The organism is Tessaracoccus terricola (assembly GCF_054776555.1).
This window is the reverse complement of sequence record NZ_BAAHBS010000001.1, coordinates 282,502-305,566: the sequence shown is the minus strand read 5'-3', so window position 1 is coordinate 305,566 and position 23,065 is coordinate 282,502. Positions and strand designations below refer to the sequence as shown.

Below are 23,065 nucleotides of genomic sequence, written 5' to 3'. Positions count from 1 at the left end.
TGGTTGCAGTGGTGGCAGGCGTCGACTCGTCGACGCAGAGCTGCAAGGTGGAGCTGCGCACCGTCGACGGCTTCGAACTGGTGGCCAGCCGCACGGCTGCCCACCCGCAGACATCGCCGCCGGTCAGTGAGCAGGATCCGCAGGCTTGGTGGACGGCACTCGTGGCGGCCTTCCGGGCCGCGCTCGCGGAACGCCCCGACGCCGAGGTGATGGCGGTTTCCATCGCCGGGCAGTGCCACGGCCTGGTGGCCCTGGACGCGGCCGGTGAGGTCATCCGCCCGGCCAAGTTGTGGAACGACACCAGCAGCGACGGTGAGCTGCGCAAACTGATCGGAAACCTTGGCCCGGAGGCGTTCATCGAACGGACCGGATCCCTCCCGACAGCGGCCTTCACCATCGGGAAGGTGGCGTGGCTGTTCGCCAACGAGCCGGACAACGCTGAGCGCATGGCCACCATGCTGCTGCCGCACGACTACCTCACCTACCGCCTGACCGGTGAGTTCGTCACTGACCGTTCCGAGGCCTCCGGGACCGGCTACTTCGACCCCGACCGCAACGAGTACGCCTTCGAGCTGCTGCGCGCAGTCTCCTCCGACCGGGACTGGGAGACCATGGTGCCGCGGGTGGCCGGCCCGGACGAGGTGATCGGCACGGTACTGCCCGACGCCGCTGCAGAGCTGGGCATCAAGCCCGGCGCGGTGGTGGGCGCGGGCGGCGGCGACCAGCACGCCTCCGCCGTCGGCCTCGGGCTGACCACCGGGCAGATGTGCATCGCACTGGGCACCTCCGGCGTGGTCTTCAGTCCCACACCTGATCCCGTGCGGGACCCCACCGGGCTGCTCAACGGCGTCGCAGCCATGCAGGGCGGGTTCCTGCCCCTGGCGTGCACGCTCAACTCCACACGGGTCACCGACACCTTCGCCCGCCTGCTGGGCGTGGACCACGAGGAGCTCGCGCGTCTGGCCCTGGCGGCCGACGAGGAGGGGCCGGTGCTGGTGGCCTTCCTCGACGGCGAACGCACCCCGAACCGTCCGCGGTCAAGTGGTCTGTTGGCTGACATCACCGCCGACACCACGCGCGAGCAGCTCGCCCGCGCCGCCTACGAGGGCGTGGTGTGGGGGCTGCTCGTGTGCGCCGAGTTGCTGGCGGAGGCTGGCGTGCACACGTCGGGGCCGGCGCTCGCCGTCGGTGGTGGTGCCCGCTCGGCCGCCTACGCCCAGTTCCTCGCCGACGCGCTCGGCAGGCCGATTGACGTGGCCGAGACCGAACAGGCCGTTGCCCGCGGTGCCGGGCTGCAGGCCCTGGCACTGGCCACCGGACGACCGCTCACCGAACTGATGCAGGAACTGGCACCGGAGCGCACGCGAGTGGCAGAACCGCGTCCCCGCTCGGAGCGACGGTGGGCCCGCTACCGCCAGGCCGCTGCCGTCGACGCCCTGGACGCGGCCCCTGCCGATGGCTGAGCCCGTCGTCGGACCGGCCGCGTGGACGACGTCGCTTCCGGTGGACGTGGCGGCCAGTGTCTACGCCCTGCCCCCGGAGCTCCGGGTGGCCGGTGCGGGCACTGCGCACCGTGCGGGACAGTGGGTGCACGCCGACGTCATCCTCCGACGCGACGCAGACGGAAACCTGCACAACACCGGGGTGGACACCGGTGACGTCGGGCGCATCCTGCGGAAGCTGCCCGGCGTGCGGGTGGAGGTGCACCTCATGGTGCTGGCCGACGGGCCGGACGTGGCACAGGCCGTGGCCGACGTCGGCCGGAGCCTGCAGGGTCTTGGGGTCCGACGCTGGGTGGCGCGGTCGGAGGTGCTGGCGTGGCTGGCGCCCTCGATTGCCGACGGCGTCGAGCGTTGGGTGGAGGTGTCCGGTGCACCGGGGCAGGACGACGCCGCGGCCGACGGGTTCCTGGTGATGCTGATCGAACCCGGCACCAAGGGCGTCGCGGACCCGGCGGCCATCGACGTCGTCGCGGAGCTGGCCGGGGGCCGTGGGCGCGTGGGCGTCGACGGCGGGGTCACGCCGGAGGTGGCGGCGTCGGTGGTGGCCGCGGGTGGGCGGCACCTGGTGGTTGGTCGGGCGCTCTGGGGCGACGCCTGACTGTAGGCGCTGGCTGACGCTGCCGTTGGCTCCTGACGCTACCGCTAACCGGTAACTCCAGACGCTGCCGGTGTACCCAGAGGGTTTGAAGACAGCGGCAGCGTCTGAGATAGCGGCAGCGTTGACGGCGCTCGCGCGTCAGGTCCAGTTGCTCGGCAAAGGGTTTCCGCTCACGTCTGCAACAAGAGCCTCCAGTACCCATGGGGTTGAACGCCCGGTCGTTGGTGGCGCCGCGCACAGGTATTACGATTGAGCCCTCCGTGCGCGCGGTGTGCACGGGGCTCGAGTCGGCAAGGAGACGATGTGGCGAAGAGTGCCCGACTCTCCGATGTCGCCAAACTGGCCGGGGTCTCACCCGGGCTGGTCTCCCGGCTGATCAACGACGACCCCAACCTCAAGATTCGCGACGATACAAGGGTCCGGGTGCAGGCGGCCATCGACATGCTCCAGTACACCCCCCACGCGTCGGCCCGGGCACTGCGCAGCAAGCAGACGGGACTACTCGGTTTTGCGCTCTACCACGTGACCGACCCCATCTACGCCCGCATGGTGGAGAACGCCGAGGCCGCGGCGACGGCGGCGGGCTACTCACTCATGTTGCTCAATGCCGCCGAACTGGCCTCCCGCCCGGAAGCCCTCCGCAGCCTCGCTCAGGGACGCCGGGTGGACGGGCTGCTTATCCAGGGCGGCTACGCAGGGGACCGCCCCGCATTGCACGCGACCCCCGCGATGCCGACGGTGCTGTTCAACGCCGACGCCAGCCCCGGCTCCCGCACCGTGCGGTTGGACGACGCCGGCGCGGCGTCGCTTGCCACGTCGCACCTGATTGAGCTCGGCCACAGCCGCGTCGCGTTGGTCGGAGCCGAGGGCTCCTCGTCCGAGCGTCGCTACCAGGGTTACCTGACGGCCATGGCCGGCGCCGGGCTGACGCCACACCCGCCCATCACGGGCGGCTGGGAGGCGGGGTCTGCGCGTCAGGTGGTGGAGAGCTACTACGCCAGTGGCGGCAACGCGACGGCGCTGGTGGTGGTCTCCACCACGAGCGCGCTGGGTGTGCACGCCGGGGTGATCGCCTCGGGTCGGCAGGTGGGCAGGGACGTGTCCCTGGTCAGCATCCACGACACCTGGTTCGCCCCCCACCTGAGCCCTGCTCTCACCGTCGTGGCGATGCCGCTCGGGGAGCTGGGGCGGGTGGGCGTCGAGCTACTGGTGGAGCAGATCCGGGAGCCGGGCGAGGGCGAGGTAGTTCTCAACGAGCCCGCCGCCCACGTGGTACACCGCGCCTCCAGCGCACCGCCGGCCAGCCCTGCCTGAGCAGGGTCAGGGGCGGGTCATCTGGTCCAGCGTGGCGATGGCCTCGGGCAGCCAGCCGGAGTCCCACCGGTGCGCGCGGCGTCGTTCGTTGTCATAGAAGTGGGGGATGCCCAGCTCGTCCAGCAGTTGGTGCGCCTCGCCCAGGTGGTCGCGGCTCCAGTCGGGAGCGTCCTTGCCGAAGTTGCCGTAGCCCAGCAGCGCGATCCGGGCAGCGTCCCCGAGGAGTGCGCCGCGCGTGCGCAGCAGGTTCGGGATGGAGAAGGCCTCGAAGTGCTCCGGGTTGGGCCAGAAGTAGGGCATCTCCCACTGGTCCGGCGCGGTCTTCATCACCGGGGAGTCGAAGGCGGCGGCCGCGGCGAAGAGCTCGGGGTGGCGCAGCAGGATCTGGAGCGCCGCCGAGCCGCCCTTGCTGTATCCGACGAGCAGCCGTGGCGACGACGGGTAGAGCTGCTCCACGAAGGGGACGATCTCCTCCAGGAAGAACATCAGCTGCTGGAACATGGGCTGGTCCGGCAGGTCCGTCATCCACGGCCAGTCGGAGTAGGTGGGTGCCACGACGACCATGTCGTGGCGGTTGTGCAGATCGTGGCGCAGCACCTCGTCGAGGCCGTCGCCGGAACGGTGGCTCAGCTCCGGAGTCGAGGGCAGCAGGAGGACCACCCGCCGTGACGCCGCCGGCCCCTGGGGCTCCCGGGACGGTTCGAGCACCCTAAGGATGGTCTCGAACTGCTGCCGGGTGGAGTTCACCGTGTACTGCAGGTACTCCAGGCGAAGTGGTGCGGAGAAGGTGGCAGGCATGGCGGTCCCATCTCAGGAGGTCTGGCGGTTCAGGACTTGAGGCCGCCGGCGGTCAGGCCGGAGACCACGTGCTTCTGGGCGAGGAAGAACACGATCAGCACCGGCAGCACGGACAAGGTGGTGGCGGCCATCTGGACGTTCCAGCGCGGGCCGGCCAGTGGGTCCTCGAACAGGGTGAGGGCGACGGGCACCGTGAGCATGGTCTGTGAGCGCAGGTACACCAGTGGTTCCAGGAACTGGTTCCAGCTGAACCACGCGGTGAACACCACGGCGGAAGCGATGGAGGGGCGCACCAGCGGCAGGAAGATCTGCATCATGGTGCGGCCGCGGCTGGCGCCGTCGAGGGTGGCGGCCTCCTCGAACTCGGCGGGCAGCGTGAGGAAGGCCTGGCGCATGATGAACATCGCCACCGGGCCCGTGGACAGCACGGAGGTGAAGATCACCAGCGGGTAGAAGGTGTCCACCCAGCCGATCTGCGCGGCGGCCTGGAACAGCGGGATGATGACGGCCTCCGGCGGGATGAACACGCCGCTGAGCAGGATGATGAAGATGACGGCGGTGCCGGCGGGGCGGACCCGTGCCAGTGCGTAGCCGGCCGGGATGGCCAGCAGCAGGGTGAGCAGGCACACCAGCACCATCACCAACGCCGAGTTCAGGATCTGCCGCGCGAACGGCTGCAGCGTGAACACCTCCGCGTAGTTCTCCCACCGGAACACCTCGGGGAACAGCACCGGCGGGTACTTGAGGATCTCCGTGATGGACTTGAACGAACCGCTGACCATCCACAGCACCGGGCCGATGAACAGCAGCGAGACCACCGTGAGGAGGACGTAGGTGGGAAGGTTCCGCAACCACGAGCTAGTCCTGTTCATGGAACACCAACCTCTTTCGGAGCTGCCAGATGATGCCGATCAGGGCGATCACCAGGACGAACAGGAACACGGACAACGCGGCGGCGTAGCCGATGTCGTTGAGCCGGAACGCCTGCCGGAAGATCTCGAACGCCAGGACGGAGGTCTGCACTCCCGGACCGCCGTTGGTGAGTAGCAGCACCAGCTCGAACACCTTGAAGGAGCCGCTGACCATCAGCATGAAGACCATGATGATGGCCGGTGAGATCTGCGGGAACACCACGTGCCGGAAGCGTGACCAGCGCCCCGTCCCGTCGACGTGGGCGGCGTCGATCAGCTCCTGCGGGACCGCCTGCAGCGCGGCCAGGAAGATCATCATGTTGATGCCCACGTTCTTGGTGAGCTGGATCACGGCGAACACGGCCAGCGTCAGCCAGCCACCCCGCAACCACGGGTACGGCCCAGCACCCACCAGCCCAACGATGCCGTCGAGCAGGCCACCGGGCTGCAGGATGAAGCTCCACACCAAAGTCCACGCCACCGTCGTGACCAGCGCCGGGATGAAGATGGCCGCGCGGAAGATGTTGATCCCTGCCAGCTTCTGGTTCAGCAGCAGAGCCAGCGCAAGGGCGAGCACAGTGCCGCCGATGCTGAGCACCACGACGAAGAAGAAGGTGTTGGCCAACACCACCGACATCTCCGGGTCCTGGAAGATCCGCGCGTAGTTCTCGAGCCCGACGAACTCGCGGGTGCCTGCCAGCACGTTGACGTGGGTGAGGCTGAGCTGCACCACCCCGCCGAGCGCGACGATCCCGACGACGAGCATGCCCAGCGTCTGTGGCGCCAGCAGTGCGTAGCCGAACAGGTTGCGCCCCTGGTGCACGGAACTGCGACGTACCCGGGCCCGTCCCGACCCCCCGATTCCTCCGGGAGCCGGGACGGTGGTGTCCTTGCTTGTGGTCATGGTTGCGAGTTGGCCCTAACCTCAGGGGAGCATTGGGCCGATGGCCTCACAGACGCCGCTGAGGGCCTGTTCGACGTCGATCCCGGGCTGGTAGAACAGCTCATCCAGCGAGGAGTTCAGGGCGTCGGTGACCTTGGCGTTGCTCTTGGTGACGGGGAAGACCTGACCGTTGTCCTTGATGCCCTCGATGATCGGCACCACGGACTCGGGCGTGAGGACTTCGGAGTTCGCGGTGAGGACCTCCGGGGTCAGCACGCTCTCCCGGATGGGCGGGAAGAACGCAGAGTACTCCGCCATCGGCTCCTTGCCACCCAGGAACGCCACCAGCTCCTGTGCTTCCTCGGTGTTGTTGCCTGCGGCGAAGGCCACGATCGAGGCCTGGCCCGTTGCGACGACGTCGCCTGCGGGACCGCCGGGCGTGGGGGCGATGCCCCACTCGAAGTCCACCTCGGAGAGGTTGGCGCTGGAGCCGAGGAACGCCGAGGTGGCGGCCGCGCCGCCGCCCCAGAAGTCCACCTGCTGGCCCGGGATGGGCATGGAGCCGTCGTCGAAGGTCATGCCGTGGAACACCGAGAGGGCGTCGACGGCCTCCGGGGCGTTCAGGGTGCAGGCGGTGGAGTCGTCGCTCCACGGCGAGGCCCCGTACGCGGTCAGGTAGGGCAGCAGTCTGGTCCAGTTCTTGAAGTCGAAGTCGTTGAGGACGTAGCCAGGCAGGTCAAGGGCGTCATGGACTTCCTTGGAGGTCTGGCGGAACGTGTCCCAGTTCCAGTTGCCCTCCTCGATCAGCTGTCCCGGATCCTTGACGCCGGCCTGCGCGTAGAGGTCCTTGTTGTAGTACATGATCAGCGGGCCGGTGGAGAACGGGATGCCGTAGACGGCGTCGTCCACCTGCCAGCGCTCGAGCAGCGACGGGATGAAGTCGTCGAAGTCGAAATCAGGCGTGTCCGCGATGATGCCGCTGAGGTCCAGGAGCGCACCGGCATCGATGTACTCGGCGCTGCTCTCGACGGGCAACCAGCTGACGTCGGGGGCATTGCCGGCGGCGATCTGGGTGGTGAACAGGGTGTCCAGGTCAGCCAGGTTGAAGCTCTCGATGGTGACGCTGGAGACGCGGTCGTTCTGCTCGGCGAACTCGGCGCCCAGGGACTCGAAGACCCCGACGTGGTCCGGGTTGGCGGACCAGATGGTCATTCGCAGTTCGACGTCGTCAGCTCCCGAGCTGCCGGCCGAGGTGGTCTCACCCCCGGTGCCTTGGGTTCCGGTGGCTCCGGTCTCCGGGTCCGCCCCGTTGCTGCAGGCGACCATCAGGCTGGCTGCCGCGAGTGCGGAGACGGCGAATCTCACACGTTTCGTGGTACGCATTTCTATCCTCCTTGATATCTGCGGGCCGCATGGGGTCAGCCCCACACACTGAGTATAACGAACTACTTGCGAAGTGGTCAACGGATGCAGGCCGATCGTGACCTGCGCGTTACCTGAGGGATTCGCGGTGAGGATGGGGTGGCGCCAGTTGCGGTAAAACCATATACTTGCGCCAGAATCTGCAGTTTGGGCGACGGAGGCCGAGGTAGACCATGCGACGAGAGAACAGCGCGGTGTTCGTGTCCGAGCCTGCCCGCCGGGTGGAGGTGGCGGGCTCCTTCGACGTCGTCGTCGCCGGTGGTGGACCGGCCGGTGTGATCGCTGCCGTCGCCGCCGCCCGGGGTGGGGCACGCACCCTCCTGATCGAGCGTTACGGCTTCGTCGGAGGGATGGCAACCAGCGCCCTGGTCACACCCATCAGTGAGTTCCGGGTGGCGGGACAGCAGCACATCGGTGGCATCCCGCTGGAGCTGATGCAGCGGGCCGCGGAGCTGGGGGGTGCGGAGCTGGACCGGGACAGCGGCAACTGGCCCGTCAACGACGAGATCCTCAAGCTAGCCGCACAGCGGATGTTGCTGGAGGCCGGCGTCACGGTGCTGCTGCACACCTGGTTCTCCGACGTCATCTCTGTGGGTGGGGACATCAGCCACGTCATCGTCCAGAACAAGGCCGGCCGCACCGCCATCGCGTGCCGGGCCGTGATCGACTGCACCGGTGACGCCGACGTCGTGCGCGCCGCCGGCCTGCCCACCACCAAGGGCGACGTGCTGCAGCCGGCGACGCTGTGGTTCCAGCTGGGTGGGGTGGACACCGCGGGGCTGGAGTACGTGTTCGGGGACGCCGTGGACGGGATCCTCCCGGTGTCCGAGTCCATCCGCGCACGCCTGGCCGAACTGCACGAGCAGGGCGAGGTGCCGCTGTTCGGGGGGCCCTGGATCAACCGGTTCTTCCACGACGGTTTCGTAAGCATCAACGTGCTGCGCGAGCCCACCGACGCGAGCGACCCGGAATGGTTCTCGCGGACCGAGATGAGCCTGCGGGAGAAGATGCACGCGCTCATCGCCACCATGCGCAAGGAGTTCCCGGAGTTCCGCGACGCCTGGCTGGCCAAGTCCGGCATCCAGACCGGCGTGCGGGAGACCCACCACATCGTCGGCCTCTACGAGCTGAGCCGCGACGACGTGATCCACCCGAAGGCGTTCCCGGACACCGTCGCCAAGGGCGCCCACACCATTGACATCCACCACAGCGACAGCATCGATCAGAACGAGTTCGTCCTGCTCCGACGCCCCTACAACGTGCCGCTGCGCTGCCTGATCCCGCAGGGGAGCGTGAACATCATCATCGCCGGTAGGTGCCTGAGCGCCGACGGCCCGGGTTTCGGTTCGGTGCGGGTGATGGCCACCTGCATGGCGATGGGGCAGGGGGCCGGCACCGCCGCGGCGCTGGCCGTCGCCAACCAGGTGCCCTTCCCCGAACTGGACCACGAGCTGCTGCGCAGGACGCTGATCGAGCAGGACGCCATCGTGGATTTCGACAATGTGGACATGGATCTGGTCGAGGCCGGGAACAGGAGCCAGGGATGAGAAGACTCAGCAGGGCCGCGCTCGAGGAGTTGCCGGCCGACGTGACCACACCCCAGTACCTCGACGATGTGGGCGTGGGGATCGTGCACTTCGGCGTCGGGAACTTCCACCGCGCCCACCAGGCGATGTACGTGGACAGATTGCTGGACACGGACCCGGATGCGCGGGACTGGGGAATCTGCGGCATCGGGTTGCTGGAGCGGGACCTGCGGATGCGGGAGGCACTCACGGGCCAGGACGGGCTCTACACCCTCACCCTCCGGCATCCCGACGGTACCGACGAGGCCCACGTCATCGGCGCCATCCGGAGGTTCCTCCACGCCGACGACGAGGCCGACGCCGTTCTCGAACAGCTGGTGGACCCGGCGGTCCGGATCGTCTCGCTGACCATCACCGAGGGCGGCTACGTGGAGGACGCCACCGGGAGCCGGCGGGCCGTCGACGACGAACTGGTGCTCGCCGAGACGGCCGGCGGGCTGGTGAGGCCCCGGACGGCGTTCGGATGGATCGTTGCGGCACTGCGGGAGCGACGTCGTCGCGGCGTGGCCCCGTTCACCGTGATGTCCTGCGACAACGTGCCGGGGAACGGCCGGGTGGCGGCCCGCAGTGTCGAGGCGGTGGCGCGGCTCGTGGACGAGGAACTGGCCGACTGGATCGCCCAGAACGTGGCGTTCCCGTCGACGATGGTGGACCGCATCACCCCCGTCACCGTGGCTGCCGACGTTGAACGGGTCCGGGAGCGGCTCGGCGTCGAGGACGCCTGGCCGGTGGTCGCCGAACCCTTCGAGCAATGGGTGGTGGAGGACCACTTCCCCTCCGGTCGTCCGGACCTCGCGGCCGCCGGTGCCACCATGGTGGACGACGTGCACGCCTACGAGACGATGAAGATCCGGCTGCTCAACGGCGGGCACCAGGCCGTGGCCTACGTCGGGCAGTTGGCGGGCCACGAGTACGTGCACGAGGCGTTGGCTGATCCGCGGATCGCCGGTTTCGTGCGCGAGTTCATGGAGCAGGACGCCGCGCCCACGCTGGCCGTTCCGGAGGGGGTGGACGTGGCCGGCTACATCGACGAGCTCCTCAGCCGTTTCGGCAACCCTGCCATCGCGGACACCCTCGCGCGGCTCGGGACGGACGCCTCCAACCGGATGCCCAAGTTCGTCGTCGCCACGCTGCTGGACCGGATCCGCTCCGGGGCCACCCCGCACGCCGGGGCGCGGCTGGTGGCCACCTGGCGGGAACTGAACCGGCAGGCCGGACTCGGGCGGTTCGCCCTGGACGACGAGTCGGCCGACGCGCTGCTGGCTGCCGCGAGTGGCACCCCGCTGGAGTTCCTCACCGGTTTGCCGACCCTGGCCGCGCTGGCCGAGGACCCGGAGTTCGTCCGCTCCTACGCGGCGGCGGCGGAATCGCTGGAACGCGGTGGCGCCGACGCCCTCCTGGGTGTCTGAGGGCCGGTCACCAGGCTGCCAGCAACACAAGGCCTCAGTAGGCGAAGACCTCGTCCACCAGTCCGGCGGGGACGTCCTCGAGGCGCTCGTGGGTCCAACGGGGCGCGTTGTCCTTGCGCACCAGCACCGCCCGGACGCCCTCGGCGAAGTCCACCGGGATGACGCCCTCTGCCAGACGCAGGTCCTGGGTGAGGACCTCGGGGATGTCCAGGGTCTCGGCGCGGCGCAGGGCGCGCAGCGCGACGGTGACGGCGAAGGGGCTGCGGGCGCGCAGGTCGCGGGCCGCCTGCTGCGCGTCGGGGTGCGGGTGGTTCTCGAGGCGTTCGGCGATCGCCACGACGTCGTCGTCGGCGTAGCACTCGTCGATCCACTCGGCGGCAGCGTCGAAAAGGGGCGTGGGCAGGTCCGGGTCCAGGGACTCGTCGGCCAGGCCCAGGCGGATGGCGTCGCCGCCGTTGAACTGGGCCGACGTCAGGGCCACGTGGGTGCCGACGCCGCCGGCGCGGGACAGCTGGTACATGACACCGGCGTCGGGGAAGAGGCCGATCTTGGTCTCCGGCATTGCCATCAGCGTGCTGTGGTCGACGACGCGGGTGCCGGCTTTCGACGCGAACCCGAGGCCGCCGCCCATCGTGATCCCCGTCATCACCGAGCGCGTCGGCTTGGGGTAGCTGTGCACCAGCCCGTCGAGGGCGTACTCGAGCTCCAGGAACTGCAGCCAGCCGCCGTCGGACTCGACGAGCTCCAGCAGTTCGCGGACGTCGGCGCCGGCGCTGAAGCCGCGCTCGCCCTCGGCGGTGAACTCCACGGCGGAGACCTCGGGGAGGTCCTCCTGGCCGTCGTACGACTGGCGGCGGGTCCAACCAGTCAGGGCGGAAACCATGGCCTGCAGCATCTCCAGGTTGAGTGCGTTGATGGCCTTGGGGCGGTTGAGCGTGAGGCGGGCGAGTCCGTCGGTGACGGACGTCCGGATCAGATCAGACATGGCCCACAGCCTAAGCGAGAAGCGGCTGCAAACGGTGACCGCCCAAGTGGTGACGGCTTTGGACGCCGCTCCGGGATCACTCGAGCCGCAGCCCCGGGCGCATCCGGCGCAGCACCACTCGGGCGGTCTCGTCGTCGATCACCAGGTCCGTCGCCACCCCGGCGCGCAGGGCACCCAGCACCGCAGGGGCCTTGCTGGCGCCGCTGACCACGCAGATCCGCTTGGGGATGCGCCGCAGCTCGTCGGGCGTCATGCCGGTGGCGCGCTCGTTGAAGGCGATGTCGCGCCAGGTGCCGTCCTCGCGCAGCATCACGGTGCACACGTCGCCGACGACGTTGTTGGACTTCAGCTCACCGAGGTCGTCGGCGCTCAGGTAGTTGGATGCGTACACGTGGGACTGGAGTTCCGAGCCGAGGCCACCGACGCCGAAGACCGCCACCCGGGTGCGGGCCCGGACCCCCAGCATGTGCTGGGTGCTGCGCTCGGCCCACATGGCCTGCCGGGTCCCGGGGTTGTCGAAGAACGCCGGCAGCGGGAACAGCTGCTCGTCGGCGTTGAACGCCTGGGCGAAGCGCTGCAGGATGCTGCCCACGTACGGCAGCCCGGTGGTGCTGTGGTTGGCGCCGCCGTTGAGGCCGACGATGGTGACGCCGCTGAGGTCCCGCGGGCGCAGTTGCGAGGCCATCGCCGACGTCGTGGTGCCCCAGGCGATCCCCACCGTGTCGTCGTTGCGGACGGTCTCGTCCAGCAGTCGGGCCGCCACGCGCGCCACCTGCTCCAGCCGGAAAACGCTGCTGGCGCCGGGGCGGACGTTGACCAGGTGTGCCTGGACGTGGAAGAAGCGTTCGAACAGCTCCGAGATGCGGGTGGCGGGCCGGTCCGGGTCCACGATGCTGACACGCACCAGACCGCGGTCCCGGGCGTCCTTGAGCAGGCGGGAGACGGTGGAGCGGGACACGCCGAGCTGGTTGGCGATCGCCTCCATGGTCTCGGCCTGGACGTGGTACATGCGCGCCACCTTGAGCAGCGTGTCGTTGTTTCGACGCAAGTTGGCCTCCGTTGGCGACGCGGGTTGTTGCGACAGTCTAGCCGCTCCCTGCACGAACGTGCATCGCCCTTGCAACTACGTGCAGCAGGGGGGAATGTGGGAGCAGGCCGATTCGAAGGAGAACCATGTCCGAGCAGTTGTCCCCCCAACAACGCGCCGAGGCTGTAGAAGCACTCGGGAGCGAGGAGTTCGACGTACTGGTCATCGGTGGTGGCGTCACCGGTGCCGGCATCGCACTGGATGCCGCTGCCCGAGGACTTCGCACCGCCGTCGTCGAGGCCCAGGACTGGGCCGCCGGCACGTCGTCGCGTTCCTCCCGACTGGTCCACGGTGGCCTGCGCTACCTCTACAACCTCGACTTCAAGCTCGTGGCGGAGGCACTCTCGGAGCGAGGTGCCCTGCTCACGACGATCGCGCCCCACCTGGTGGAGGCCCAGCCCTTCCTGTGGCCGCTGAAGCAGCGCGTGATCGAGCGGGCCTACTCCGCCCTCGGCGTCGGCCTCTACGACGCCCTCGCCGTCCTCGGCGCGGGCAGGAAGACGGTCCCGTTCCAGCGCCACCTCAGCAAGGACGGCGCCCTCGCGCGGTTCCCCGACATCCGCAAGGACGCCCTGATCGGCGCCATCGAGTTCTACGACGCCCGCGTCGACGACGCTCGCCTGGTGATCACGCTCATCCGCACCGCCGTCTCGCTCGGGGCCGTGGCCGCCAGCCGGACCCGCGTCACCGAGATCCCCCGCGACGCCGACGGCCGCGTCACCGGAGCGAAGGTCACGGACCTGGAGACCGGCCGCGAGGTGGAGGTGCGCGCCAAGCACGTCATCAACGCCACCGGTGTGTGGACGGAGAAGACCCAGGCCCTCGCCGGGGGCTCCGGCGGCCTGCGGGTGCTGGCGTCGAAGGGGATCCACATCGTGCTGCCGCGCGAACGGATCAAGGCCACCTCCGGGATGTTCCTGCGCACCGAGAAGTCCGTGCTGTTCATCATCCCGTGGCAGTACTACTGGGTGATCGGCACCACCGACACCGCATGGCACGAGGAACTGCAGCACCCCGTGCCCACCAGCGCGGACATCGACTACCTGCTGGACCACGCCAACGAGGTGCTGGCCTCGCCGATCACCCGCGACGACATCATCGGCACCTACGCGGGTCTGAGGCCGCTGCTGCAGCCGGCCGTGCTGGACGAGTCGAAGTCCACCAAGGTCTCCCGTGAGCACACCGTCACCGAGGTGGCGCCCGGCATGGTGGCCATCGCCGGCGGCAAGCTCACCACCTACCGGGTGATGGCCGAGGACGCCGTGGACTTTGCCCTGGGCAAGCAGCGCGCCAAGCAGCAGCCGTCGATCACCAAGGACCTGCCCCTGCTCGGCGCCGCCGGGTTCGACGCCGTGCGCAACCAGGCCGAGCACCTCGGCGCCAAGTACGGCTTCGACGCGGACCGGATGAAGCACCTCCTGTCCCGCTACGGCTCCGAGGTGGGTGACCTGCTGGCCGAGATCGACCGCGACCCGGCGCTCGGTGAACCCCTGGCCGCCGCGCCCCGCTTCCTGAAGGCCGAGGTGCACCGCGCCTGCGCCGCGGAGGGTGCGCTGCACCTGGAGGACATCCTCGTGGCCCGGGTCCGCCTCAACTCCGAGTCCCGCGACCGCGGCGGCTCCGCCGTCGACGAGGTGGCCGACATCGCCGCCAACGTGCTGGGCTGGGACGAGGCCACCAAGAGCCGGGAGAAGGAGCGCTACCGCGCACGGATCGCCGCCGAACTGGCCGCCGAGGAGCAGGCGACCGACGCCGAAGCCGCAGCCGCCCGCCTGGAGGCCCCGGAGGTCATCGAGGGCGGCGCCCTGAACTGACCGGGAACGGACCATCCTCGGGGGAGGATGGGACCATGCCCAGCTTCGAGCACCTGACCCATCTCCCCTTCCCCCGACAGGTGGTGTTCGAGTGGTTCACCCGCCCCGGTGCACTCCAGCGGCTCGCCCCACCCTTCGGCGGCAGCGTGCGCCGGGAGGCCGACAGCATCGAGCCGGGCGCGACGGCGGAGCTGGGGATCGGGGCGCCCGGGTCGCTGGGCCTGATGGCTGGGGCCCTGGCTGCGCTCTCCCCACTGCTACCGCGCCCCGAACTGCGCTGGGTTGCCCGCCACACCGAGTTCACCCCCGGGCGGTCCTTCGCCGACGAGATGGTCTCCGGGCCGATGCGCTCGTGGGTCCACGAGCGCGGCTTCGACGACGACGGCGCCGGCACCGTGATGACCGACCGGGTCACATTCGAACTGCCCCGGCCGCTCGCGGGTCGGTTCGCCGAGCGCCGCATCCTCTCCGAACTCGGGCGGATCTTCGCCTACCGTGAGCGCCAGATCATGGCTGACCTGGAGTTCCACACCGAGCGGGACGCCACCCCTCGGACGGTGGCGGTCACCGGCGCGTCGGGGATGATCGGCAGGCAGGTCACCGCCCTCCTGCGCGGCGGGGGCCACCGCGTCCTGCAACTCGTGCGCCGCCCGGCCCGCCGCCCTGACGAGATCTCATGGGACCCCGACGGCGGGCGGGTGGAGCTGGACGAACTGGCCGCCTGCGACGCCGTCGTCCACCTTGCCGGGCACACCATCGGGGGGCGGTTCACCGCCGCCAACAAGCAACGGATGCTGGCCAGCCGCGCTGCGGGCACCGGCACGATCGCCCGCGCGCTCGCAACGCTGGCGGGCGACGGGGTGCGCAGGGCCCTGGTCTCGGCCTCGGCGATCGGCTACTACGGGGCACAGCCCCATGCGCAGGAGCGGGCCCGCGGCCAGGAGCCGTCGCCGCTCCCGGAGGTGGCCCCGCCGGGCGACGACTTCCTGGCCCACGTGTGCGTGGCGTGGGAGCAGGCCTGCGAGCCGGCCCGCGCGGCCGGGGTGCGGGTGGCCAACATCCGCACGGGCCTGGTGCAGAGCCCCGACTCCGGAATCCTGTCGCGGTTCCTGCCCCTCTACCTCGCGGGGGTCGGGGGCCGGCTCGGCGACCGCGAGTGGCAGAGTTGGGTCGGCATCGACGACATGGCCGCCATCCACGCCGCCGCCGCGCTGGACGAGCGGTACGAGGGACCGATCAACGCTGTCGCACCCGAACCCGTGACCGCTCGCGAGTACGCCGAGGTGCTGGGGCGGGTGCTGTACCGGCCCTCGGCCGTCCCCGTCCCCGCGCTCGGGCCCCGCCTCCTGCTCGGTGCCCAGGGCGCCCGGGAACTCGCCGCCGCCGACCAGCGCGTCGAGCCCGCCGTGCTGCAGGACCTCGGTCACCGGCTGCGGCACCGCCACCTGGAGGACCAGTTGCGCCACGTCCTTGGCCGCGGCGTGTGATTCACTGGGGCCCGCCGAGCCCGGGCCCCGCGTGGAGGTCCGTCCGGGACGCCGGGAACGCAACGGGGTTCGGCCCAACCCCCGGGAGGGAAGCCATAAGATTCAACAAGAACCCGATCGCCTGGGTCCTCGTCGGTGCCCTCGTCCTGTTCGTCGGCTACCGGTTCTACGACGCTGTCCAGTCCGGTGACGGGATGCTCGCCGCCATCGGGCTGTTCATCGCACTGGCCATCGTCGTCGTGGTTGTGGTGGCGCTGAACCGTTCGGCTGCCGGCCAGTTGGAGGGCGTCACCGCGATGAAGCAGGGTTCCCTGGTGAAGCCGGTGGTGGCCAGCAACGCGAGCCTGCAGGTGAACAAGGCCTTCGCCAGGTCCCGCGGCCGGAAGGCCAAGGGCCTGGTGACGGCGCAGGTGGCCAGTTTCGACCGCGAGGCCGCCACGCTGTGGACCGGCGGCAAGCAGCCCCGGATCGCCGTGTCCGTCCCAGCCTCCGAGATCCGCGCCGTCCACGTGCGCAAGGTCAACGAGGGGATGCGCAACTACAACGCCGTCATGCTCCTCACGGATCCGTCCAACGGGATCCTGCTCGCGCTCAAGGACTCCGACGACGCGCTGCAGCCGGCCATCGCCCAGATCGTCGACGCGCTCGGCCTGGACCGCAGTCTCGTCCAGTTCTCCTGAGCCCCGGAGACGCCGAGGCGGCCCCGACTCGGTTCGAGTCGGAGCCGCCTGCAATTCTGTCCGGGGTCAGGAGTCCTCGGTCTGCCCCTCGATCACCTCGGGTTCGATCTCGCGGTTGGCGCCGGCGTGCTGCACCGCGATCTTGCGGGGCTTGGACTCCTCGGCCACCGGGATGGTGAGCTCGAGGACGCCATCGCGGTAGTCGGCGCTGATGCGGGCGGAGTCGATGCCGCGGCCGAGTGACAGCTGCCGCGCGACGGTGCCGGACGTGCGCTCCCGCACCAGCCACTTGCCGTCCTCGCCGAGCTCTGCGTTGCGGCGCTCCGCCCGGACGGTGAGGGTGCGGTCGTCCATGTCGATGTCGATGGTGGAGGGGTCCACACCTGGGAGGTCGAAGGCGGCGACGAAGTGGTCACCTGTGCGGTAGAGGTCCATCGCCAGGCCGGGCTGGCTCGAGCGGGTGGCCTCGCCGAAGAGGCGCTCCATCTCACGGAACGGGTCGAAACTACGTGCCATTTTGTGCTTCCTTCCTCTGTTTGGGAACGGGGTTGAGCTTGATGCACTCAACTCTAGAACAGGGAGGAGAAGAGTTCAAGTAGGAGTTGAGTCATGTCCACTCAAGTTCGCTGAGAGTGAAATCTTCGAGTCCTCCTGACGGCGGCTTCGGAATTGCCTAGGCTGCCTGCATGTCGCTGGTCGACCGCAACTCCCGCAGGGATGGTCCGAGTCCAGCGCGCCTGTTCGCCACCTGGCCGCTGGTCGGCAGGGACCGGGAACTGGAGTTGCTGACGGACGCCATCTCGTCGGCGCCTGCGGGGGAGGGACCCATGGGCGCCGTGGTTGTGGCGCCAGCGGGCACGGGCAAGACCCGGCTGGCCCGCGAGGCCAGCCGGCGCGCCGGTGCGGCCGGGGTCACCACCCACTGGGCGGTCGGAACGGCCGCGGCCTCCCTCATCCCCTACGGGGCCCTGGCGCACCTGGCTCCCCGGGTCTCCCCGAGCAACTACACCGACGCGGTCTCCTTCCATGCGGCCTTCATAGCCGCGCTCGCGCCCGAGGGCGACGTCCCGCCGTTACTGGTGGTCGACGACGCCCAGCACCTCGACGCCGGCAGCGCATCACTCGTTCTGCGCATGGCACTGACCCGTGCTGCCGTCGTGCTCGCAACCGTCCGATCCGGCGAGCCCGTCCCCGATCCGATCGCCGCCCTGTGGCGTGACGGACTCACCCACCGCCTCGACATCTCGCCCCTGAACCGCAGGGACGCGGCGTCGCTGGTGCGCACCGCGCTCGGGGGCATGATCTCGGAGCCGGCCCTCCGCCGCCTCTACGACGTCACCGGCGGCAGCCCGCTCCACATCCGCGAGTTCGTGCTGGCCGCCGTCGAGGCCGGTTCGCTCACCAGGCACGACGGGGTGTGGAACTGGGACGGTGGGGTCCCGCTGCCCAACCGTCTGGTGGACGCGGTGGGTGGCCGGCTCGGCGCCCTTTCGGAGCACGAGCAACGGGCACTCGCCGTCCTGGCGCTGGGCGAGCCGTTGGAGCCGCGGCTGGCTGAGTACGCCTGCGACCGGCAGGCCCTCGTGAGCCTGGAGCGTGCCGGGATGGTGGAGCGCGTGCGCGCCCCCCAGGAGGGCCACCCGGACAGTTACCGGCTCGGCCATCCGCTGCTGGGTGAGGTGGCGCTGGCGGCGCTGACGTCGTCGCACCGGCGAGAACTGCTCCACACCCTGGCGGACGTGGCCTCCAGGCAACTGCTCGACGGCGCCGGCCGGATGCGGCTGGCCTGCTGGCAACTCGACGCGGGTGACCAGCCGGACCTCGAGACCCTGCTCAGCGCCGCGCGGCACGCCAACTCCGTGTTCGCGTTCGAGGAGGGGATCCGCCTGGCCGAGGCCGCCGTCGGACAGGGCGACGACGTCTCCGCCACCGTGCTGCTGGCCGCGGCGCTGAACGGTCTGGGCCGGTTCCGGGAGGCTGCCGACAGGCTCGCCGCCGTGGAGGCGGTCGCCTTCGCCGAGGAACGCGCCGACGTGCGGATCCAGTACCTCGACTGCCGCTTCGTCGCCCTGTACCACGGCTTGGGCGCCGACGCGGACGCGGAGGCGATGCTCGACCGCTTCCACGAGCACTGCCGCGACCCCCACTCCCGCCGGCACGACGCCACCCTCCGAGCCGTGATGCTGCTGGAGGCCGGCCATCCGCGGGAGGCGGCCGAGCTGGCGCTGGAGGTGCTCCAGGACCCGGACGCGCAGGAGCACACCTTCCTGGTGGCCGGCGAGGCGGCCGGTGAGGCGCTGATCCTGATGGGGGAGTCCAAGCAGGCCAGGGCGGTCCACGCCCAGCTGCGCAGCTTCGCGGCCCAGGGCGGCCCCTTCGCGCCGCGGGCGCGCCGCACCTCGGACCTGCAAGAGATCCTCTGCCAACTCCAGGAGGGTCGGCTGGAACTGGCCGAGAGCCTGATCCGGGCCAACTACACGCAATGGGTTCCCGGCTACGACGACGTGACGCTGGGGCTGGCCGCCTTCGGCCTGGGCAACATGCAGCTGCTCCGTGGCCGCCCGGCCAGCGCACTCAAGGAACTCCGTGAGGCAGCCGCCTGCCTCCACCGGGCGGGACTCGACGGCACGTTCGCCTGGGTGCTGGCCGCGACGGCGAGCGCCGAGGCCCGTCTGGGCGACGGCGACGGCGCGCGCGAGACCCTCGCCCGGGCCCGGAGGATGCCCATCGCCGAGCAGCGCTCGCGTGGCCGGTTGGACTTCGTCCTAGCCGACGTCTTCATCCGGGCCGCGTTGGGCGACAGCACCGGCGCCGCACGCCTGGCCCTGGACCACGCCGACCGCTTCCGCGAGCTCCCCGTGCACCGGGCCCGGCTGCTCCACACCGCGATGCGCCTGGGTGCCCCGGCCACGACCGTTGCGCCGCTGCTGGCCGAGTGCGCCGCTGCCTGCTCATCACCCCTGCCCGCGCTGCTGGCCACCCACGCGGACAGGGCTGCGGCCGAGGACGCCGTCGGGTTGGACGAGGTCTCGCAGCGGTTCGAGAAGTTCGGGTTGCGGCTGGAGGCGGCCGAGACCGCCGTCGCGGCGGCGATGCTGCTGCACGCCGGACCCGCCGCGGACCGGGCGCGGGCGCGGGCCGCGCGGTTGGCGGCGGAGTGCGAGGGGGTGGCGATGACGCAGGTCTCGCAGGTGGAGCAACTGCCCGTCCTCACCCGGCGGGAGCGGGAGGTGGCGCGGCTGGCCGCCGCAGGTCTGAGCAGCCCGGCCATCGCCGAGCGGCTCGTGGTGTCGGTGCGCACCGTCGAGTCCCACCTCTACCAGGTGTTCGCGAAGCTGGGCGTGCGGCGTCGCGAGGAGATCGCCGCGCTGATCGGCACCCCCGAAGAGGGCTGACCACTGTGCGAAAGCCAGTACCCACCTACTTAGGTACTGGGATCACGGCACCCCTAGCGTGGTGGTCACCACGATGGCTGTATCGAACATGGTGGTCTGCAGGCCAGGGTGTGGCCGCGGCCGGGGGGCGACTCCCGCAAGGGGGTTGAGCGGCCGCACCCTCAGCCTTGCTGCGTGGCCCGCGCCCTCACTCCTCGTCGTTGCCCTCGTCGGAGACCGTGCGCAGGAAGTTCTCGAACTCCGCACCCAGCTGGTCCGCCGACGGCAACCGCGTGGCCTCGTCGGCCCACAGGTTGGGGTGCTCCTGCCCCTGGACGAACGCGTCGTACTGCTGTTCCAGCGCCGCCACCACGCCCTGGACCTCTGCGTTGTCCGCCACCTCGGACGCGATGGCGCGGCGGTTGGTCTCGGTGCGGGTGACGAGGTCGTCGTTGGGGAGGCTGAGCCCGGTCAGGTCCACGACGGCGTTGAGCGCCTTCAGCGCACCCTCGGCGAACTCGGTGGCCGCCAGGTAGTGCGGAACGTGGATGGCGAAGCCTGCCGCGTCGCGACCGTCCTCCCCGAGCCTCAGCTCCAGCAGCGCCCCGATTGACCCGGGCACCTGCACCCGGCCGAAGGGGGAGTGCACGTCGCTGATCAGTTTGACGTCGGTGGCGTGGGCGGTGAGTCCCACCGGCCTGGTGTGCGGGACGCCCATCGGGACGCCGTGCACGTGCACCACCAGCGAGACGTGCAGCGCGTCGACCAGCTCACGGACGGCGGCCACCACCCGCTCCCACTGGAAGTCGGGCTCCGGGCCGGTGAGCAGGTAGTAGGTGGCGCCGTCGCGGTCCGTGAGACGGCGCAGCAGCATTTCCGGGGCCTCGTAGGAGGCCCACTTGTTGACGTCGAAGACCATCGTGGGGCGGCGGCCGCGGTAGTCGACGAGCTGGTCCACGTCGAAGGTTGCGATCAGCTCCGCGTTGCCGGTCTCGACGAGGTGCTCACTGAGGATCCGCTGCACCTGCCCGGCGTCGATGAACGTCCCGAGCGCAACCAGCAGCACACCCGGACGCGGGGCGTCACTGACGGCGCCGGGCTCGAGTCGATAGAGATCTGATGGGTTCTGCACCCCTCCAGCCTCTCACGCCGGTCAAAGTCCCGTCAGCCGGGGCGCGGTGCAGGCGTCCTCGGCCCAGTGGCGCGTTCGGCTCCGTCTGCGATGCTGAGTGCGCCAGCCAAATGCGCCACCATGTTAGTGGGGCGCAGTTGGCTCCGTCTCCGGTGCAGAATGCGCCAGCTTGCCGGGGATGCGAAAACCCCCGGCCTGGGCCAGGGGGATGCGAAAACCCCCGGCCTGGGCCAGGGGGATGCGAAAACCCCCGGCCTGGGCCAGGGGTTCGGGTTGTGGAGCATACGAGACTCGAACTCGTAACTTCCACCTTGCAAAGGTGGCACTCTACCAATTGAGTTAATGCCCCGATCACACAGCCCGACCAGCATACCGGGGGCCGTCTGTATCTGTGAAATCGCGGGCGAGGGTCACCCGCCGCTCGTCAGGCCCACCACGACGCCGAGGACGGCGCAGACCGCGGCGAGCAGGAAGAAGGCCCGCAGGACGCCCTTGGCGCCCGGGTCGGACCAGCCCTTGGAGGCGCCCACGACGACGAACACGACGAAGGTCACGACGGCGACTGCGCCGACGAGCGCGAGGGCCAACAGCAGGGGACTCATGCCCGTGGCGGCGTCGGTCACTTGACTGCCCTCCCCGCGGTGAGGCTGAAGGTGAACCCGATCACGGCGCACGCGATGCCGAGGATGCCGGCGACGTTGCTCAGCGACGATGCGAGCTCGCCTTCGACGAACCGGGAGATGATGAACAGGATGACCGCCGCCGCTCCGACGATGGAGATGGCGATCACCTGGATCCTGAAGACCAGGGTGGTGGTTGGTTTGTTGGCTGGGCTTCCGCTTGCGGTGCTCATGGGCCGTATCATCCTCGTCCACCCGGTCCACTCTCAAGCGATTCGGTTTCCCGGCTTGTGCAAAGCTTGGGCCCATGGCGCCCCTTGTGCTCACGTTCCCCGACATCGATCCCGTCGCGATCAACATCTTCGGACTCAAGATCCACTGGTACGCGATCATGTACCTGATCGGGTTCGCCGTCGCGTACATCCTGCTGCGGCGCAGGCTGAAGCACGAGCCCTACCGCTCCATCACCAAGCCCGAGAAGTGGACCCCGGCCGACATCGAGGACCTGCTCCTCTACGCCATCGCCGGCGTCATCGTCGGCGGCCGCCTGGGCTATGTCCTGTTCTACAAGCCCTCGTTCTACCTGGCCAACCCGCTGGACATCATCAAACTGTGGGACGGCGGCATGAGCTTCCACGGCGGCGCCATCGGCGTGATCGTCGGCATCGCAGTGCACGGCCTCATCAAGAAGCGCCCCTTCCTGCAGGTGGCCGACTTCCTCGTGCCGGCCGTGCCTTTCGGCCTGATGGCCGGCCGCATCGGCAACTTCATCAACGGGGAACTCTGGGGCCGCGAGGCCTCCGCGGACCTGCCGTGGGCGATGATCTTCCCCACCGGCGGCGACGTGCCGCGCCACCCGTCGCAGATCTACCAGGCCCTTCTCGAGGGCCTGCTGCTGTTCGTCCTGCTGTGGCTGTACGCCCGCAAGCCCCGCTTCCGCGGCCAGGTGGCCGGCGCGTTCCTGTTCGGCTACGGCGCCTTCCGCTTCATCGGCGAGTTCTGGCGCGAGCCCGACTCCTACCTCGGCCTCCTCGGCGGCGGCCTCAGCATGGGCCAGTGGCTCTCCGTCCCCATGGTGGTGGCGGGCCTCATCATCTGGACCTGGTCCCGCACCCAGGCGATCAGCGACGTCGAGGCGGGCGGCGACGAGGCGACTGGGGATGCCCAAGGTGAGGGCGAGCCGGCCTCCGATCCTGACGGGTCCGCGGAGCCGATGGGGGACAAGTCCTCCGAACCTGAGGACGAGACGTCTGACGATATTGCCAACGCCCCCGAGGGTGCCCCCGAAACCACTGTTGACGAGGGTTCGGACCCGGCTGAGGTTCCTGAGGAACAGCGTTAAACGAACTGTGGATAACTCCGGTCAAGTTGTGGAAGAACTCCCGGCCCGAGCCTGATGGACCCAAGATCCGGACCTGTGGGTAGCACACTTCCCGCGCGGATGTGGAATCTTGCGAGACGCG

The 23,065-nt window shown here is 69.8% G+C and carries 20 protein-coding genes and 1 tRNA gene; 10 read left to right on the top strand and 11 right to left on the bottom strand.

Translation table 11 applies throughout. The features are described 5' to 3' along the window. Positions 1-11 precede the first annotated feature (11 nt). From xylB to ACYU7G_RS01375, 3 genes are all read left to right on the top strand, one after another. Positions 12-1,463 carry a xylulokinase gene (xylB, locus tag ACYU7G_RS01385; RefSeq protein ID WP_461103991.1) on the top strand — a complete coding sequence of 484 codons (1,452 nt, stop codon included), beginning with the start codon at positions 12-14 and terminating at the stop codon, positions 1,461-1,463. Further along, positions 1,456-2,100: a hypothetical protein gene (locus tag ACYU7G_RS01380; protein WP_461103989.1), complete on the top strand. Its 645-nt coding sequence runs from the start codon at positions 1,456-1,458 to the stop codon at positions 2,098-2,100. Before xylB ends, ACYU7G_RS01380 begins: the two co-directional genes overlap by 8 nt. 303 nt (positions 2,101-2,403) lie before the next feature. Continuing rightward, entirely contained in the window at positions 2,404-3,414 is a 1,011-nt protein-coding gene (locus ACYU7G_RS01375; RefSeq protein ID WP_461103987.1) for a LacI family DNA-binding transcriptional regulator, read from the top strand. Between the two features lie 6 nt (positions 3,415-3,420). Here ACYU7G_RS01375 and ACYU7G_RS01370 read toward each other — a convergent pair whose 3' ends face one another. Genes ACYU7G_RS01370 through ACYU7G_RS01355 form a run of 4 tightly spaced genes read right to left on the bottom strand, consistent with a single transcriptional unit; the run spans position 3,421 to position 7,389 of the window. Next, on the bottom strand, positions 3,421-4,212 hold the full coding sequence (locus ACYU7G_RS01370; RefSeq protein ID WP_461103985.1) for an alpha/beta hydrolase: 792 nt from the start codon (positions 4,210-4,212) through the stop codon (positions 3,421-3,423). 29 nt (positions 4,213-4,241) lie between these two features. Beyond that, positions 4,242-5,084: a carbohydrate ABC transporter permease gene (locus ACYU7G_RS01365; RefSeq protein WP_461103983.1), complete on the bottom strand. Its 843-nt coding sequence runs from the start codon at positions 5,082-5,084 to the stop codon at positions 4,242-4,244. Next, complete coding sequence (locus ACYU7G_RS01360) at positions 5,071-6,027, bottom strand: carbohydrate ABC transporter permease (protein ID WP_461103981.1); 957 nt, start codon at positions 6,025-6,027, stop codon at positions 5,071-5,073. Before ACYU7G_RS01360 ends, ACYU7G_RS01365 begins: the two co-directional genes overlap by 14 nt. A gap of 21 nt (positions 6,028-6,048) precedes the next feature. After that, positions 6,049-7,389: an ABC transporter substrate-binding protein gene (locus ACYU7G_RS01355; protein WP_461103979.1), complete on the bottom strand. Its 1,341-nt coding sequence runs from the start codon at positions 7,387-7,389 to the stop codon at positions 6,049-6,051. 212 nt (positions 7,390-7,601) lie between these two features. On the opposite strand from ACYU7G_RS01355, the gene ACYU7G_RS01350 reads away from it, so the two are divergent. After that, entirely contained in the window at positions 7,602-8,975 is a 1,374-nt protein-coding gene (locus tag ACYU7G_RS01350) for an FAD-dependent oxidoreductase (protein ID WP_461103977.1), read from the top strand. Then, positions 8,972-10,423: a mannitol dehydrogenase family protein gene (locus ACYU7G_RS01345; RefSeq protein ID WP_461103975.1), complete on the top strand. Its 1,452-nt coding sequence runs from the start codon at positions 8,972-8,974 to the stop codon at positions 10,421-10,423. The genes ACYU7G_RS01350 and ACYU7G_RS01345 overlap by 4 nt, the downstream gene beginning before the upstream one ends. A 34-nt stretch (positions 10,424-10,457) precedes the next feature. Here the strand turns inward: ACYU7G_RS01345 and ACYU7G_RS01340 are convergent, their stop codons facing one another. Together ACYU7G_RS01340 and ACYU7G_RS01335 are read right to left on the bottom strand one after the other, a co-directional pair. After that, entirely contained in the window at positions 10,458-11,408 is a 951-nt protein-coding gene (locus ACYU7G_RS01340) for an enoyl-CoA hydratase/isomerase family protein (protein WP_461103973.1), read from the bottom strand. Between the two features lie 76 nt (positions 11,409-11,484). Further along, positions 11,485-12,456: a sugar-binding transcriptional regulator gene (locus ACYU7G_RS01335; protein ID WP_461103971.1), complete on the bottom strand. Its 972-nt coding sequence runs from the start codon at positions 12,454-12,456 to the stop codon at positions 11,485-11,487. A 125-nt stretch (positions 12,457-12,581) separates the two neighbouring features. On the opposite strand from ACYU7G_RS01335, the gene ACYU7G_RS01330 reads away from it, so the two are divergent. From ACYU7G_RS01330 to ACYU7G_RS01320, 3 genes are read left to right on the top strand one after another with little or no spacing between them, the layout of a single operon-like run. Beyond that, a complete protein-coding gene (locus ACYU7G_RS01330) occupies positions 12,582-14,309 on the top strand; it encodes a glycerol-3-phosphate dehydrogenase/oxidase (protein WP_461103969.1) in 1,728 nt (575 codons plus the stop codon). A gap of 35 nt (positions 14,310-14,344) precedes the next feature. Beyond that, a complete protein-coding gene (locus tag ACYU7G_RS01325) occupies positions 14,345-15,796 on the top strand; it encodes a TIGR01777 family oxidoreductase (protein ID WP_461103967.1) in 1,452 nt (483 codons plus the stop codon). Continuing rightward, positions 15,793-16,476, top strand: coding sequence for a hypothetical protein (locus tag ACYU7G_RS01320; RefSeq protein WP_461103965.1), 684 nt, complete (start codon positions 15,793-15,795; stop codon positions 16,474-16,476). The genes ACYU7G_RS01325 and ACYU7G_RS01320 overlap by 4 nt, the downstream gene beginning before the upstream one ends. 66 nt (positions 16,477-16,542) lie before the next feature. On the opposite strand, the gene ACYU7G_RS01315 is transcribed toward ACYU7G_RS01320, so the two are convergent. Continuing rightward, positions 16,543-16,992: an Hsp20/alpha crystallin family protein gene (locus ACYU7G_RS01315; RefSeq protein ID WP_461103963.1), complete on the bottom strand. Its 450-nt coding sequence runs from the start codon at positions 16,990-16,992 to the stop codon at positions 16,543-16,545. A gap of 170 nt (positions 16,993-17,162) precedes the next feature. Between ACYU7G_RS01315 and ACYU7G_RS01310 the strand changes: the two genes are divergently transcribed. Then, positions 17,163-19,871, top strand: coding sequence for an ATP-binding protein (locus ACYU7G_RS01310; RefSeq protein ID WP_461103961.1), 2,709 nt, complete (start codon positions 17,163-17,165; stop codon positions 19,869-19,871). Between the two features lie 187 nt (positions 19,872-20,058). On the opposite strand, the gene ACYU7G_RS01305 is transcribed toward ACYU7G_RS01310, so the two are convergent. The 4 genes from ACYU7G_RS01305 to ACYU7G_RS01290 form a co-directional block, all read right to left on the bottom strand. Next, the gene (locus tag ACYU7G_RS01305) at positions 20,059-20,982 is read right to left on the bottom strand and encodes a proteasome assembly chaperone family protein (protein WP_461103959.1); all 924 of its coding nucleotides are present in this window, start codon (positions 20,980-20,982) and stop codon (positions 20,059-20,061) included. A 276-nt stretch (positions 20,983-21,258) separates the two neighbouring features. Then, positions 21,259-21,331, bottom strand: a tRNA-Ala gene (locus ACYU7G_RS01300). Between the two features lie 61 nt (positions 21,332-21,392). Then, entirely contained in the window at positions 21,393-21,605 is a 213-nt protein-coding gene (locus ACYU7G_RS01295) for a hypothetical protein (RefSeq protein WP_461103957.1), read from the bottom strand. Next, entirely contained in the window at positions 21,602-21,835 is a 234-nt protein-coding gene (locus ACYU7G_RS01290) for a hypothetical protein (RefSeq protein WP_461103955.1), read from the bottom strand. The genes ACYU7G_RS01295 and ACYU7G_RS01290 overlap by 4 nt, the downstream gene beginning before the upstream one ends. Positions 21,836-21,909: 74 nt before the next feature. Between ACYU7G_RS01290 and lgt the strand changes: the two genes are divergently transcribed. Further along, positions 21,910-22,944 carry a prolipoprotein diacylglyceryl transferase gene (gene lgt / locus ACYU7G_RS01285; protein ID WP_461103953.1) on the top strand — a complete coding sequence of 345 codons (1,035 nt, stop codon included), beginning with the start codon at positions 21,910-21,912 and terminating at the stop codon, positions 22,942-22,944. Positions 22,945-23,065 lie beyond the last annotated feature (121 nt).

Bases quoted from the DNA above. Each gene is read 5' to 3' on its own strand.
- ACYU7G_RS01325 (WP_461103967.1), top strand. From the start codon at position 14,345: ATGCCCAGCTTCGAGCACCTGACCCATCTCCCCTTCCCCCGACAGGTG.
- ACYU7G_RS01330 (WP_461103969.1), top strand. From the start codon at position 12,582: ATGTCCGAGCAGTTGTCCCCCCAACAACGCGCCGAGGCTGTAGAAGCA.
- ACYU7G_RS01365 (WP_461103983.1), bottom strand. From the start codon at position 5,084: ATGAACAGGACTAGCTCGTGGTTGCGGAACCTTCCCACCTACGTCCTC.
- ACYU7G_RS01310 (WP_461103961.1), top strand. From the start codon at position 17,163: ATGTCGCTGGTCGACCGCAACTCCCGCAGGGATGGTCCGAGTCCAGCG.
- ACYU7G_RS01355 (WP_461103979.1), bottom strand. From the start codon at position 7,389: ATGCGTACCACGAAACGTGTGAGATTCGCCGTCTCCGCACTCGCGGCA.
- lgt (WP_461103953.1), top strand. From the start codon at position 21,910: ATGGCGCCCCTTGTGCTCACGTTCCCCGACATCGATCCCGTCGCGATC.
- ACYU7G_RS01360 (WP_461103981.1), bottom strand. From the start codon at position 6,027: ATGACCACAAGCAAGGACACCACCGTCCCGGCTCCCGGAGGAATCGGG.
- ACYU7G_RS01340 (WP_461103973.1), bottom strand. From the start codon at position 11,408: ATGTCTGATCTGATCCGGACGTCCGTCACCGACGGACTCGCCCGCCTC.
- ACYU7G_RS01370 (WP_461103985.1), bottom strand. From the start codon at position 4,212: ATGCCTGCCACCTTCTCCGCACCACTTCGCCTGGAGTACCTGCAGTAC.
- ACYU7G_RS01290 (WP_461103955.1), bottom strand. From the start codon at position 21,835: ATGAGCACCGCAAGCGGAAGCCCAGCCAACAAACCAACCACCACCCTG.
- ACYU7G_RS01315 (WP_461103963.1), bottom strand. From the start codon at position 16,992: ATGGCACGTAGTTTCGACCCGTTCCGTGAGATGGAGCGCCTCTTCGGC.
- ACYU7G_RS01350 (WP_461103977.1), top strand. From the start codon at position 7,602: ATGCGACGAGAGAACAGCGCGGTGTTCGTGTCCGAGCCTGCCCGCCGG.
- ACYU7G_RS01380 (WP_461103989.1), top strand. From the start codon at position 1,456: ATGGCTGAGCCCGTCGTCGGACCGGCCGCGTGGACGACGTCGCTTCCG.
- ACYU7G_RS01345 (WP_461103975.1), top strand. From the start codon at position 8,972: ATGAGAAGACTCAGCAGGGCCGCGCTCGAGGAGTTGCCGGCCGACGTG.